At 72.0% G+C, this 12,686-nt stretch carries 11 protein-coding genes and 2 tRNA genes; 3 read left to right on the top strand and 10 right to left on the bottom strand.

Translation table 11 applies throughout. From position 1 onward, the window contains the following. Window positions 1-8 precede the first annotated feature (8 nt). The 7 genes from AB0E14_RS10895 to AB0E14_RS10865 form a co-directional block, all read right to left on the bottom strand. On the bottom strand, window positions 9-2,201 hold the full coding sequence (locus AB0E14_RS10895) for a glycosyltransferase family 39 protein (protein ID WP_362414798.1): 2,193 nt from the start codon (window positions 2,199-2,201) through the stop codon (window positions 9-11). Then, entirely contained in the window at window positions 2,198-3,496 is a 1,299-nt protein-coding gene (locus tag AB0E14_RS10890) for a bifunctional glycosyltransferase family 2/GtrA family protein (protein WP_362414796.1), read from the bottom strand. Before AB0E14_RS10890 ends, AB0E14_RS10895 begins: the two co-directional genes overlap by 4 nt. An 83-nt stretch (window positions 3,497-3,579) precedes the next feature. Next, a complete protein-coding gene (locus tag AB0E14_RS10885; protein WP_362414794.1) occupies window positions 3,580-5,247 on the bottom strand; it encodes a HAMP domain-containing sensor histidine kinase in 1,668 nt (555 codons plus the stop codon). 9 nt (window positions 5,248-5,256) lie between these two features. Next, a complete protein-coding gene (locus AB0E14_RS10880) occupies window positions 5,257-5,997 on the bottom strand; it encodes a response regulator transcription factor (protein ID WP_362414792.1) in 741 nt (246 codons plus the stop codon). Window positions 5,998-6,070: 73 nt separating this feature from the next. Next, window positions 6,071-6,901 carry an amidohydrolase family protein gene (locus AB0E14_RS10875; protein ID WP_362414852.1) on the bottom strand — a complete coding sequence of 277 codons (831 nt, stop codon included), beginning with the start codon at window positions 6,899-6,901 and terminating at the stop codon, window positions 6,071-6,073. 109 nt (window positions 6,902-7,010) lie between these two features. Further along, complete coding sequence (locus tag AB0E14_RS10870) at window positions 7,011-7,349, bottom strand: antibiotic biosynthesis monooxygenase (protein WP_362414790.1); 339 nt, start codon at window positions 7,347-7,349, stop codon at window positions 7,011-7,013. A gap of 98 nt (window positions 7,350-7,447) precedes the next feature. Then, window positions 7,448-8,302, bottom strand: coding sequence for a DUF2797 domain-containing protein (locus tag AB0E14_RS10865; RefSeq protein ID WP_362414788.1), 855 nt, complete (start codon window positions 8,300-8,302; stop codon window positions 7,448-7,450). A gap of 53 nt (window positions 8,303-8,355) precedes the next feature. Here AB0E14_RS10865 and AB0E14_RS10860 point away from each other — a divergent pair, with 53 nt between their 5' ends. After that, window positions 8,356-8,793, top strand: coding sequence for a hypothetical protein (locus tag AB0E14_RS10860; protein WP_362414786.1), 438 nt, complete (start codon window positions 8,356-8,358; stop codon window positions 8,791-8,793). Here the strand turns inward: AB0E14_RS10860 and AB0E14_RS10855 are convergent. Then, the gene (locus AB0E14_RS10855; RefSeq protein WP_362414784.1) at window positions 8,778-9,572 is read right to left on the bottom strand and encodes a Bro-N domain-containing protein; all 795 of its coding nucleotides are present in this window, start codon (window positions 9,570-9,572) and stop codon (window positions 8,778-8,780) included. The two genes, AB0E14_RS10860 and AB0E14_RS10855, sit on opposite strands and share 16 nt — an antisense overlap. Before the next feature lie 514 nt (window positions 9,573-10,086). Between AB0E14_RS10855 and AB0E14_RS10850 the strand changes: the two genes are divergently transcribed. Continuing rightward, entirely contained in the window at window positions 10,087-11,322 is a 1,236-nt protein-coding gene (locus AB0E14_RS10850; RefSeq protein WP_362414782.1) for a DNA sulfur modification protein DndB, read from the top strand. A gap of 221 nt (window positions 11,323-11,543) precedes the next feature. Here AB0E14_RS10850 and AB0E14_RS10845 read toward each other — a convergent pair. Together AB0E14_RS10845 and AB0E14_RS10840 are read right to left on the bottom strand one after the other, a co-directional pair. Further along, a tRNA-Arg gene (locus tag AB0E14_RS10845) sits at window positions 11,544-11,616 on the bottom strand. Between the two features lie 288 nt (window positions 11,617-11,904). Beyond that, window positions 11,905-11,995, bottom strand: a tRNA-Ser gene (locus tag AB0E14_RS10840). 220 nt (window positions 11,996-12,215) lie between these two features. Between AB0E14_RS10840 and AB0E14_RS10835 the strand changes: the two genes are divergently transcribed. After that, complete coding sequence (locus AB0E14_RS10835) at window positions 12,216-12,653, top strand: SSI family serine proteinase inhibitor (RefSeq protein ID WP_362414780.1); 438 nt, start codon at window positions 12,216-12,218, stop codon at window positions 12,651-12,653. Window positions 12,654-12,686: the final 33 nt, after the last annotated feature.

Genomic DNA, 12,686 nt, shown 5'->3' with positions numbered 1-12,686 from the left:
TTTCCGGGCTACTCCTTGGGGGTCGTGAGGTCGTAGAGCGTGGCGCCGTCGACGGTGACCTCCTCGAAGGTGGCCGAGACCCAGCTGGAGATCTCCGAGCCACCGCCCATACCGCCTCCGCCCGTACCGCCTTCCGAGCCGCCGCCCATGCCGCCTCCGGCGATGAAGTAGTGGATCCTGCCCTGGGCCACGTACTGCTTGAACTGCGCGAGCGTCGGGGACGGGTCGCTGCCGTTGAAGCCGCCGATGGCCATCACCGGCTTCTCGGTCGCGAGCTGGTAACTGGCGGCGTTCTGCGCGCCGATGGCGGCCGCGACCCAGGTGTAGTCGTCGGCGTCGGCGAGGAGCGCGGCCTTGGCCTTCGCGCCCACCGAGGCTCCGTTGAGGAGACCGCCCATGCCGCCTCCGCCGAATCCTCCCGGGCCACCGCGCTCCATGGCGCCCTGCGGCGGGGTGGGGAACTGGCCCGTGCCGCCGGGCATCTGGCCCTGCGGCGGGGTACCGCCGGGGAACTGGCCCGTGCCCTGCGGCGGAGTGCCCCCGGGCTGACCCTGGCCCTGCCCCTGCCCCTGGCCCTGGCCCATGCCGCGCCCGCCGTCCCTGCGCATGCCGTCGTCGTCGCCGCCCGGCATCCGACCGCCCATCCCCATGCCACCCGGACCCATGCCACGCCCGCCCGCGGGCCCCGCGGTCACGATCGAGCCCTGGTGGCCGGTGCTCAGCGTCTCCAGGGTGTACGCGAACGGTCCCGCGAGCCCCGCCGCGAGCCCGAGGCCCGCGAGCCCGAGCCCCACGCGCCGGTCGAGCCGCCCGGCGAGCAGGAGGCCGAGCGCGGCGAGCGAACCCGCGACCAGGACCGTCCAGCGCAGCCACGGCAGCCAGTCGGGCGTCCGGCCAAGCAGCACGTACGCCCAGACGGCCGTCGCCGCGACGGTCACCGCGAGCGCGGCGGAGGCGAGGAATCGGCCGCGCTCCTCCCACAGGACGCTCACGCCCATGCCGACCAGGGCGGCGACGTACGGGGCGAGGGCCACCGTGTAGTACTCGTGGAAGATGCCGGCCATGAAGCTGAACACGGCCAGCGTGATCAGCAGCGAACCGCCCCAGACCAGGAACGCGGACCTGGCCGTGTCCGTACGGGACGAGCGCCAGGTGACGACGAGACCTGCCACCAGCAGGATCAGCGCGGCGGGCAGCAGCCAGGAGATCTGGCCGCCGACGGCGTCGTTGAACATTCGCCCGATGCCGGTCTCGCCCCAGCCGCCGCCACCGCCGCCGCCGGGACCGCCACCGCGACCCCCGCCGCCCACGCTGCCGACCTCGTTGCCGTTGATCCGGCCGAGGCCGTTGTAGCCGAAGGTGAGCTCGAGGAAGCTGTTGTTCTGCGAGCCGCCGATGTACGGGCGGGAGCCGGTCGGCCAGAGCTCGACCAGCGCCACCCACCAACCGGCGGAGACGATCATCGCGAGCCCGGCGAGCGCCAGTTGGCCCATCCGGCGACCGAACCCGGCCGGCGCGCACACCGCGTACACGACCGCGAGCGGCGGCAGGATCAGGAACGCCTGGAGCGTCTTGGCGAGGAACGCGAGACCGAACGCGACCCCGGCCCACACCAGCCACTTCGTCCCGCTCTTCGCGTCCTCCAGGGCACGCAGGACGCAGTACACGGCGACCGTCATCAGCAGCGCCAGCAGCGCGTCCGGGTTGTTGAAGCGGAACATCAGCGCCGCGACCGGGGTGAGCGCGAGGACCGCGCCCGCGATCAGCCCGGCGCCCGCACCGAACCGGCGCCGTACCGCCGCGTACAGGACGGCGACCGTCGCCACCCCCATCAGCACCTCCGGCAGCAGGATCTGCCAGGAACCGAGCCCGAAGAGGCGCACGGACAGGGCCATCGGCCAGAGCGCGGCCGGCGGCTTGTCGACGGTGATGGCGTTGGCCGCGTCGAGCGAGCCGAAGAAGAAGGCCTTCCAGCTCTCGCTGCCCGCCTGGACGGCGGCGGAGTAGAAGGAGTTGGCGTAGCCGGAGGCGCTCAGGTTCCAGAGATAGAGCGCGGTGGTGACGAGGAGGAGGGCCAGGAACGCGGGGCGTACCCAGGGCGCGTCCTCGGCCCTGCCGCGCCAGAGGCGGTGGGGGAGGCGCGCGAGCCGGCCGCCGGAAGGCGCCTCGGCAGGGGCGGGGAGGGGCGTGGCCGTGGTCATCGGGTGTTCCTTGAGGAGGCGGCGGCGTCCGGGAAGACCCAGAGCCGGAAGAGGAGGAAGCGCAGGACGGTCGCGGCGAGGTTGGCGACGATCAGGACGGCGAGTTCGGTGGAGTGCGCCGGGTCGCCGGTGGCCGCGCCGAGCGCGGCGAGGGAGCCGCTCGTCAGGGCGAGGCCGATGCCGAAGACGACGAGCCCCTGCGCCTGGTGGCGGACGGCCCGGTCCCGGCCCCGTACGCCGAAGGTGAGGCGGCGGTTGGCGGCCGTGTTGGCGACGGCGGACACCAGCAGGGCGGCGGCGTTGGCGAGTTGGGGGCCGACGCCGAGCCGGAAGGCCGAGTACAGCGCCAGGTAGAAGAGCGTGGACAGGGCGCCGACCACGCAGAAGCCGACGAGCTGCCGGGCCAGTCCGCCCGGTACACCGGTCAGCCGGCGGTCGCGCGGGTCGTCGCCGAAGGGGCGGGCGAGCCGGTCGAGCGGCAGGGAGCCGGTGGCGAGCGCCCGGCCGACCCGCCAGACGCCCTTCAGGTCGTCGGTCGCCGTCTTCACGATGTGGACGGTGGAGTCGGGGTCGTCGACCCAGTCGACGGGCACCTCGTGGATCCGCAGCCCGGCGCGCTCGGCGAGGACGAGCATCTCGGTGTCGAAGAACCAGCCGGTGTCCTCGACCAGCGGCAGCAGCCGTTCGGCGACCTCGCCCCGGATGGCCTTGAACCCGCACTGCGCGTCGGAGAACCGGGCGGCGAGCGAGCCGCGCAGGATCAGGTTGTAGGCGCGCGAGATGAACTCGCGCTTCGGCCCGCGCACGACCCGCGAGGAGCGGGCGAGCCGGGAGCCGATCGCGAGGTCGGAGTGGCCCGAGATGAGCGGCGCGACGAGCGGGAGGAGCGCGTTGAGGTCGGTGGACAGGTCCACGTCCATGTAGGCGAGGACGGGCGCGTCCGACCGCGACCAGACCGTGCGCAGCGCCCGGCCGCGCCCCTTCTGCTCCAGCCGTACGGACCGCACCTCCGGCAGCTTGTCCGCGAGGGCGGCCGCCACCTCGGGGGTCCGGTCGGTGGAGGCGTTGTCGGCGATCGTGACGCGGAAGCCGTACGGGAAGGTGCGAGTGAGGTGGTCGTGGAGCCGCAGGACGCACGGCTCCAGGTCCTTCTCCTCGTTGTAGACGGGGACGACCACGTCGAGGACGGGACGCCCGGACGCTCCGACGGGGAGGTGCTCGTGGGCGGGGAGATGCTCCCGGGCGGGCAGGGTGTCCGCGCCCGGGGCGGGGTCCGCGATCGTTTGGGTTCGCATGGCACAGACCCTCGCCAGGGCGGCTGTCACGGCTGTGTGATGGACCTGTGGCCCGGCTGTGAGTCGGCGCCGGGGGCACCGGGCTACCGGGGAGCGCCGCCCGAAAGGCCCTGGGTGGCGCCCGAGATGCCCTGGGCGACGCCGCCCGAAGGGACCTGGGTGGCGCCCGAGATGCCCTGGGTGCCGCCCGAAGGGACCTGGGGCTCGCGCGGCAGCCGTACGACGAAGACGGTCCGGCCCGGCCGGCTGCTGACCTCGACGTCCCCGCCGTGCGCCACCGCCACCGCGCGGACGATGGCGAGGCCGAGCCCGGTGCTGCTCGCGCCGTCGCCGCGCCCGTGGCGGGTCCTGGCGGCGTCGCCGCGCGCGAACCGTTCGAAGACCGAGGGCAGCAGCTCGGGCGGGATGCCGGGCCCGTCGTCCTCGACCTCGACGCGCGCCCAGGCGTCCCCCTCGGCGCGCACGCGGGCGGTCACGGTCGTGCCGGGCGGGGTGTGGGTACGGGCGTTGCCGAGGAGGTTGAGCAGCACCTGGTGGAGCCGCGCGCCGTCCCCTCGTACGGTCACCGCACCCCCGGTCCGGTCCGTCCCTTCGGGCAGTTCGAGCCGCCACTTGTGGTCCTGGCCGGCCACGCGGGCGTCGGAGAGGGCGTCCACGACCAGCGGCGCGAGATCCGTGGGCTCGTGCGAGAGCGGGCGTCCGGCGTCCAGCCGGGCGAGCAGCAGCAGGTCCTCGACGAGCCCCGTCATCCGGGTCGCCTCGGACTCGATCCGGCCGAGCGCGTGCCGGGTGTCGGGCCCGCACTCCTCGCGGCCGCGCCGGGTCAGCTCCGCGTAGCCGCGGATCGAGGCCAGCGGGGTGCGCAGCTCGTGGCTGGCGTCGGCGACGAACTGCCGTACCCGCGTCTCGCTCTGCTGGCGCGCGTGGAGCGCCCCGTGGACGTGGTCGAGCATCCGGTTGATGGCCGCGCCGACCTGTCCGACCTCGGTCCGCGGATCGGCCTCGGGAACCCGGTGGTGGAGCGCGGGTTCACCGCTGTGGAGGGGCAGTTCGGAGACCTGGGTGGCGGTCGCGGCGACCCTCCGGAGCGGGCGCAGCGCGATCCCGACGACCGCGCTCCCGGCGAGCGAGGCGGCGACGAGACCGGCGCCGGTGACGCTCACCGTGACGAGGATCAGGGTGGAGATCGACCCCTGGAGCTGTTCGAGCGGCAGCCCGACGAGGACGTCGGAGTCGACACCCGAGACGTACGAGACCCGGTAGTCGCCCAGACCCGGCAGCTCGACAGTGTGCGGCCGGCCGTCGCGGGACGCCCCGGCGAGCGCGGCGCGCTGCGCCTCGTCGAGCGGACGGATGGTGGTCTCCGGCCCGTAGCCGGCCTGCTCGACCTCCACTGACCGGTCGGCCGAGCCGAGGCCGCCGCCCTCCCCGACCACCGCGCCGACCGTGCCCAGCGGGGCGCCGGGCCCGAGGACGAAGGCGAGCGGATCGCGGGCGCCCGGGTCGCCGGAGAGACGCATCGAGGGCGGTGGCCCCTGGGCGCGGTTGGCGACGTTCCGCAGCTGGTCGTCGGCCTGGTCGTAGAGGTACGACCGGAACGCTATCGTCGTGACCGTCCCGATGACGGCGGCGACGATCGCGATCAGGGTGACGGCGGAGACGACGAGCCGGGTACGGAGCGACCACGTCCGAAGCGGCCGCCTCCGAGGGGGCCAGGACCGGGGCGGCCGGGACCGGGGCGAGCGGAGCATGGGGCGGTCCTACTCCCCCGGCTTGATCAGATAGCCGGCCCCGCGCCGGGTGTGGATCATGGGCGGGCGGCCGGCGTCGATCTTCCGGCGGAGGTAGGAGATGTACAGCTCGACGACGTTGGCCTGACCGCCGAAGTCGTACGACCACACCCGGTCGAGGATCTGCGCCTTGCTGAGCACGCGACGCGGGTTGCGCATCAGATAGCGGAGCAGCTCGAACTCGGTCGCGGTGAGGTGGATCGATTCGCCGCCGCGCGTGACCTCGTGGCTGTCCTCGTCCAGGGTCAGGTCCCCGACGGCGAGCACCGACTCGCTGCGCGCCTGGGCGGCTCCGGACCGCCGGATGAGCCCGCGCAGCCGCGCCACGACCTCCTCCAGGCTGAACGGCTTGGTGACGTAGTCGTCGCCGCCTGCCGTGAGCCCGGCGATCCGGTCCTCGACGGCGTCCTTGGCGGTCAGGAAGAGCACCGGGACGTCCGGCTGATCGCGCCGGAGCCGGCCGAGGAGGGAGAGCCCGTCCATGTCGGGGAGCATGACGTCGAGGACCACGGCGTCGGGCCGGAAGGCCCGGGCCGCGCGCAGCGCCGAGGCGCCGTCGCCCGCGCTGTCGACCTGCCAGCCCTCGTAGCGCAGGGCCATGGAGAGCAGCTCGGCGAGCGAGGCCTCGTCGTCGACGACGAGGACGCGGACGGCGGAACCGTCGGGCCGGAGCATGTCGGTACGCCCCTGGGGCTTGGTCGCGGAGGTCATGGGACCACGCTGGAGGGGCGTACTGAGATCTCCCTTTTCGTTCCCTGTGAATTCCCTGAGAAAGCGCCGCGGCCTACGGCAGGCGGAGGAGCGCGGCGCCGTTCCCGTACAGCACCCGCCGCAGCCAGTCGTCGCCGAGGCCGAGGCGTTCGAGGGCGTGGAGCTGGTGGACGTAGGGGTAGGGGATGTTGGGGAAGTCGGTGCCGAGGAGGATGCGGTCCCGCAGCTCGCGCAGCCGGGGCAGTTCGGCGACGGGGAAGGGCGCGAGGCGTTCACTGAAGTCGGTGAAGGCCATGGTGGTGTCCAGGTGGACGCCGTCGTACCGCTCGGCGAGGTCGAGGAAGTCGGCGTACTCGGGCATCCCCATGTGCGCGACGATCACCCGCAGCCGGGGGTGCCGGGCGAGAAGCTGCCCCATCGTCCCGGGCCCGGTGAACTTGCCGGGGACGGGCCCGGAGCCGCAGTGCACGACGACGGGCACGCGGGCATCGGCAAGAGCCCCCCAGCTCTCGTCGAGCACAGCCTCATTGGGATCGAACCCGCCGACCTGGAGGTGCACCTTGAAGACCCGGGCGCCGGATTCGAGGGCCCGAGCGACGTACGCGGTCGCGCCGGGTTCGGCGTAGAGGGTGGCGGTGTGCAGGCAGTCGGGCGTACGGGCGGCGAAGGCGGCGGCCCAGCTGTTGAGCCATTCCGCCATGCCGGCCTTGTGCGGATAGAGCATCGAGGTGAAGGCGAGGACCCCGAACTCCCGGAGGAGCGCGACGCGGCGGTCCTCCTCCTCGCGGTAGGTGATGGGCCACTCCACGCCGGTCAGCGGACCGACGGCGTCGAAGTAGGCCCAGACCTTGTCGAGGACGTTCTGGGGCATGAAGTGGGTGTGCACGTCGACGAACCCGGGAATCCCGAGCCGCGCGGCGAACTCCCGCGGGCCCTCGCCCTCCCGCGGGCTCCCGCCCTCCGGTGCGGCCTCACCCTCCGCAGCGGCCTCACCCTCCTCCCCTGCCGGCTCCTCAGCGCGCAAAGCCGTAACTCCGCTCGACCTTCCCGATGTGGACGCTGTAGCTCTCGTACCACTGCTCCCGGCCGCGCCGCTTCGCGGCGAGGTGCTCGGCGTTGTCCCGCCAGGCGTCGAGGGAGGGCAGGTCGCGGAAGTACGCGACGGTGATGCCGATGCCGCCGGGGGTGCGGGCGGACTCGTAGCCGAGGAAGCCGGGGAGTCCGGCGACGATCTCCTGCATACGGTCACTGGTCTCGGCGTACCCCTCCAGCTCGGCGGCGTCGGGACGGACCGAGGTGAAGACAGCGGTGTAGTAAGGCGGTTCAAGGCCCGCCACCAGGTTCGGGGTCATGTGGATCACCCTCCGCCGGGCGGGGTGGGCGTGTCCATAAGGGCCGCCGGAAGGGATCCAAGTCTTTACTCCCGGGGGTCATGAGCACGAGGCGGCGGTCAGGACGGGAACAGGCTGTCCTGCACATCGAGGTCCACGCTCCGCACCGGCCTCACCGGAACCGTGACGGGGGCCGTGGGCGTACTCGGCGTCACGAGCGCCCACCCCCGCACGAGCCGGGTGTCGAGCGCGAGGCAGCGGCCGGCGACGTCGAGGAGGTGCAGGTCGGGCCCGGCGGCGGCGAGGAGGCGGCCGGCGACGACCCCGCCGTCGACGAGTTCGGTGACGGTGCCGGTGAGCGGAGGAAGCCCGTCGATCCCGAAGACGTCACCGTGGTCGTACGCCCGGAACTCCAGCGGTTCCAGGGTCTCGGTCCAGGTGGCGAGGGCGGTGGCCCGCCCGTACAGCTCCTCGATCTCGCGGCGGCGCGCGTCGGGTCCCGGCAGCCGGTGCCGCACGGCGCGCTTACGGTCGTACGGAATCCGGTCCGGCACCTTCAGGGCGTGCCGCAGCAGTTCCTCGGTCCGCCGGGCGGCCATGAGCGGCCCGCGCCCGAGCCAGCTGAAGGCGACGGCGCCCTGCTCCAGGAGGCGGGCGTCGCCGCGCTCCTCGGCGGTGATCCCGACCTTGGTCATGCCGGGCCCGAACCAGGCGAGGTAGACGCGGTACGGGCGGGGGTCGTCGGCGAGGGTGTCGGCGGCGACCGAGTGGGCCCGGTCGAGCCGCGCGCACTCGGGGCACTGGCCGCCGCCGGCGCGGGCGGGGACGGTCGCGGCGAGCGGACAGGGGTTGGCGCGGGCGCCGGGGCAGAGCCGGGGCCCGACGGCGCGGAAGGCGACCGCCTGGCCGTGAGCGAGCGTGGACACCCGCCCGCCCTCCCAGCGCAGCGCGGGCACACCACCACTCCACCGCATCCCGGCACACCGCCACACCACGCGCAGTCCCCGTCCGTCCTAGTCTGATGAAGGTGTCTGCGCCCTCCAGTCCCCCCAGTCTCCCCGAGTCCGGCTACATCCGTTTCCAGTCCCCGACGAGAAGCGGGCGGGGCCATTTCCCGGGCGTCTTCGCCCTGACGAACGGCCTGGCGCGGGAGGGCAGACTGTCGGCGTCGCAGCACGCGGTGTGGCGGGCGTCGAACGACTGGTACGACACCCACGTCACGAACCCGACGACGGTCGACCCGACGGTCTACGACCCGGCGCTGAACCCGGGGGCGGCGGCCTGGTTCCGCGCCACGGCGACGGGCCTGCTGGCGCGGGTGGTCCCGTACCTGGAGATCCTGTCGGCGCACGGGATCCCCTGCGTACGCCTGGAGACCCGTGCGCCGGGCCGGATCGTGTACGAGGACGCGGACCAGGTGGTGGCGGTCCCGCCCCCGTACGCAACCTCCTACGGCAGCAGATAGATCCGCGCCCCGTCGGCGGAGACGGCGCTCTCGCGGACGCACCCGCGCTCGACGAGCAGCCCGACGCAGTCCCGTACGCGCTCCACGGCGAGCCCGGTGCGCCGGGCGATGTCCTCCAGGCGGTAGCGGGCGCCGCCGCGGACGAGGGCGGGGGCGAGGCAGGCGGCGACGGCCCGCACGTCACCGGTGACCGCGCGGTGGTCGGCCTGCCAGGAGTCGAGGAGCTCCTGCGGCGAAACGGCGTGCCGTGAACGCTGGACGGGAACGTGGTGGAACCCGGCGTCCGTCTCGGCGCGTACGACGATGTCGACGAGCTGGGGTGGCATGACGTACCCCCAGTGCGCGGTCGAGGGTTCGAGGCCGTACGAACCGTCGCGCTGGATGCAGGCGACGACTTCGGAGACCCAGGCCTTGAAGGGTGCGCAGGCGGGCTTGGTGCCGGCGATGACGAGCTGGACGAGCCCCTGGAGGTCGAGCATCTTCATCGACTTGCGCAGCCCGCTCCCCGCGAGCACCCGCGCGACCTCGTCCCCGCGCACCTCGCGCACCAGCTCACCGAGCACCCGCTGCCGTCCCGCCGCCACATGGACGAGCACCGCCTGCCGCGTGTTGACGTACCCCAACTGCCCGGCGGCATCGACGGCGGGAAACCAGTGCGTCCCGTCCGGCATCGTCAGCCTCCGCACCCGCGCACCGGTGGCGGCGAGCACGAAGTCCCCGATGTCGATCGCGTCCGACTCCCCCTCCGAGCCCCCACCCACATACCTCTGCTCCTCCACCGAGCACCACCTCCACCAGGGACGCTAGGCCGATGGCATATTCAATTGTCATGGAATGAGAGGACGTTCACCCGAACGAGGCGCGCACCACCGGAACCGTGCCCGGGCCCGTCTCCCGGCCCGGTCGGGTGAAGCGCTGGGGGCCCTTCATCACGCCCGGCTGGCAGGACATCCCGGACCGCCTCCGCGCCCACGCCCCCCGCCTGTTGATGTCAGCTTCCGATGTCAGACGGGGCACGAAGTCAGCCCCGCAGGATCACACTCCCAGCCGACCTTGCAAGGGAGGACACCTCCGATGGGTAGCTGCCGCTTCCGCGGACGAACCATCTAGCGCACAAACGCTAACCGCAGTCGCGTTCAGGCGAGAAATCTTCACCGCAGATCAGCAATCACGTACTGCGGCGAATGCCATCAGGCGAATCTCGACACCTCAGTTGCATTCCTGACGACCCGTCCGGTAGCGTCCTCCGGCGTGACGATGCGTCACGGCGACGCCCAACGAGGGGGAGAACTCATGGCTGTTCCCAAGTCCCTGAAGCCGGTGACCACCGGCCTGCCTGTCGACCTCCGGGAGATCCGTAAGGGGGTTATGGCGAATGGCGTCATCGACTGCGAGAACCTGCTCGCCATCGTCAACGACCCTCAGGAGGTCGAGGACGCGACCAAGCGCGCCCAGAAGGCCGGCCAGCCGGTGAGCGAATACGCCCGCACGCGTGCCGAGATCCAGCGCCTCATCGGCACGGCGGGCAGCAAGAAGGCCAAGAACGTCGGCGAGTACGCCGACTACATTGCGGCCGGCCTGCGGGGGGACTACGGCGACGGCTGGTCGCTGCCGCAGATCACCCTGTGGTCGCCGCGCCCTCTGGTCATCTCCGAGGAGGGCTCATCGGCCCTGCCGATCAAGGACGGCCTCTACGCTCTCGACAGCGAGACCCAGGTCACCGCCTGGCACCGGATCAAGAAGAACCCGGCTGCGTTCGAGCTGGAGGAAGACTTCGACTTCGGCGCGATCCCGCTGTCGTTCGAGATCTTCCATGGCATCAGCACCATCGCCGCTCGCCAGATCTTCCACGACCGCAACCTGAAGGGCGTTCCGGTCGACAAGTCCCTGGCCATGTCCATGGATGGTCGCGACTTCGGCACCACTGTGACGCGCAAGCTGATGGAGTCACTGAAGGTCGTGGTCGACGAGACCACGGTCCCGCTGTCCAGCCTGATCCTTACCGGCAAGCGTCAGGTGTCGGACAAGGCTCCGGAGTGGATGACGCTGTCGGTGCTGAGGACCCTCATTTCCACGGCCATGCTCGGTAAGGCGGGCATCCACGCCGCGTCGACCGGCATCGAGCACGAGGACATCCCCGCTGACTCCAACGGCGACCGCCCGGACAAGCTCGTCGTCCAGCGCGAGGTCATGGAGACGGTGGGGACATTCCTGCAGGAGAACGCCGCACTCTTCCACGCCAAGACTGCTGTCACCGCCCCTGCCGTCGTGGCCGGCCTTGGCGCGACCATGAATCGGGCCATGTCCTGGAGCACGGACCCCCTGCCCGAGGGCGTCACCCTGGAGCGCCTGCTGGAGGGCATCCAGTGGGAGCGCGAGGCGAAGTACTGGAGCGGTATCGCCGCCAAGGTAACCGACCGGGGCACCGTGTCTTGGGCCGGCGGTGCACGCGACTCCGGCCACAAGGTCTACGACGCGCTGAACCACTCTGAGAGTGCAACGGGTAAGCAGATCCGCGGACGGTTCTAGCTTCGGAACCGCGAAGACGTGAGAGCGCAGCGGCGCCTCCGAGCTCTCACTCAATCACCGCAGGGGCCCGGTCCCGGATCAGAAACTTGGTCCGGGACCGCGTCCGCGTCAGCGTCCCTGTCCCAAGGTGCACCCACAATCAGCGCGGTTGCTGTACTTCGCTGCTGTACGGCCCGGAAACGCAAGAGGCCCGGACTCTCGTCCGGGCCTCTCACCTGCTGTGCACTCGGCAGGATTCGAACCTGCAACCTTCTGATCCGTAGTCAGATGCTCTATCCGTTAAGCTACGAGTGCTTGTGCTTCTCGGCTTTTTTCTTGCCGGTCGGCGTTGCGTGGACAACATTACATGACCTGCGGCGTAGCGCGAAATCCATTAGCCACACCCCCTCTGACCTGCGGAAACGTGATCCTGGGCCATCTTGGGTGATCTGCGGGGTGCGCGGCGGGCGGGGCGCTGACGGGGGCGTGAGCGCGGAAGCGGGTGCGGAACCGGGCAGGGAAGCGGGCGCGGAAGCGGGCATGTCGCCGGGGTCGGGAACGGCCGAAGCCCCGGCCGTGTGGGCCGGGGCTTCGGGGGTGGTGCGGAGGCGGAGGGATTTGAACCCTCGATGGGCTTTAAGGCCCAAACCGCATTAGCAGTGCGGCGCCATAGACCGGACTAGGCGACGCCTCCATCCGCACCTTCGCGCGGGCGCGAGTGGTGCGTGCAGATGATGACACAGGCAAGCCTGCTGTCACCAATCGCTTCTCACCGTACTAGTCCTCCGGGGCGGAGAGCAAAGCCCGTCGACCCCCGTCGGCCCACCCCGCTTGCGCAACGTACGGCCGTACGGAGCGTTAGAGGGTGCGGGCCACGGCCCGCCCGGCTCGCACGCCCGACCCCTGGAGTTCCCATGCTGCGACGTCTCGTCCTCGCCTCCCTCGTCACCTCCGCCGCCGGCGCCGGTGCGCTCGGGCCCCTGCCGCCCCTGCCCCTGCTCTCCTCGCCGTCCGACGCGCTCACCGTGACCATCTCCAAGAGCGGGCACCGGAGCGCCGACGGCACCTTCCGCCTCGAGTGCGGGGACAAGGCCGGCGGGGACCACCCCGCCGCCACCGGGGCCTGCACACGGCTGGCCGAGCACGCCGAGGCGGGGGCGGACCCGTTCGCGCCCGTGGCGAAGGACCGGATCTGCTCCCTCCAGCACGGCGGCGACGCCGTCGCGCGCATCACCGGCGAATGGCGGGGACGTACCGTCGACGCCCGTTTCTCGCGCGCCGACGGCTGCGAGATCGAGCGGTGGGACAACCTCACGCCCGTGCTGCCCCGCCTCTCCCACGTGCGGGGATGACGTGAGGATGCCGTTCGGATGTTGCCCCGGGCA

The sequence above is a fragment of the Streptomyces sp. NPDC047981 genome (assembly GCF_040653315.1).
GTDB lineage: Bacteria > Actinomycetota > Actinomycetes > Streptomycetales > Streptomycetaceae > Streptomyces.
This window is presented reverse-complemented; position numbering and strand designations above follow the sequence as displayed.

What these genes read in the sequence shown, in the direction of transcription:
- AB0E14_RS10895 (WP_362414798.1), bottom strand. Translation starts at nt 2,201, where the DNA reads ATGACCACGGCCACGCCCCTCCCCGCCCCTGCCGAGGCGCCTTCCGGC.
- AB0E14_RS10890 (WP_362414796.1), bottom strand. Translation starts at nt 3,496, where the DNA reads ATGCGAACCCAAACGATCGCGGACCCCGCCCCGGGCGCGGACACCCTG.
- AB0E14_RS10885 (WP_362414794.1), bottom strand. Translation starts at nt 5,247, where the DNA reads ATGCTCCGCTCGCCCCGGTCCCGGCCGCCCCGGTCCTGGCCCCCTCGG.
- AB0E14_RS10880 (WP_362414792.1), bottom strand. Translation starts at nt 5,997, where the DNA reads ATGACCTCCGCGACCAAGCCCCAGGGGCGTACCGACATGCTCCGGCCC.
- AB0E14_RS10870 (WP_362414790.1), bottom strand. Translation starts at nt 7,349, where the DNA reads ATGACCCCGAACCTGGTGGCGGGCCTTGAACCGCCTTACTACACCGCT.
- AB0E14_RS10865 (WP_362414788.1), bottom strand. Translation starts at nt 8,302, where the DNA reads ATGCGGTGGAGTGGTGGTGTGCCCGCGCTGCGCTGGGAGGGCGGGCGG.
- AB0E14_RS10850 (WP_362414782.1), top strand. Translation starts at nt 10,087, where the DNA reads ATGGCTGTTCCCAAGTCCCTGAAGCCGGTGACCACCGGCCTGCCTGTC.
- AB0E14_RS10835 (WP_362414780.1), top strand. Translation starts at nt 12,216, where the DNA reads ATGCTGCGACGTCTCGTCCTCGCCTCCCTCGTCACCTCCGCCGCCGGC.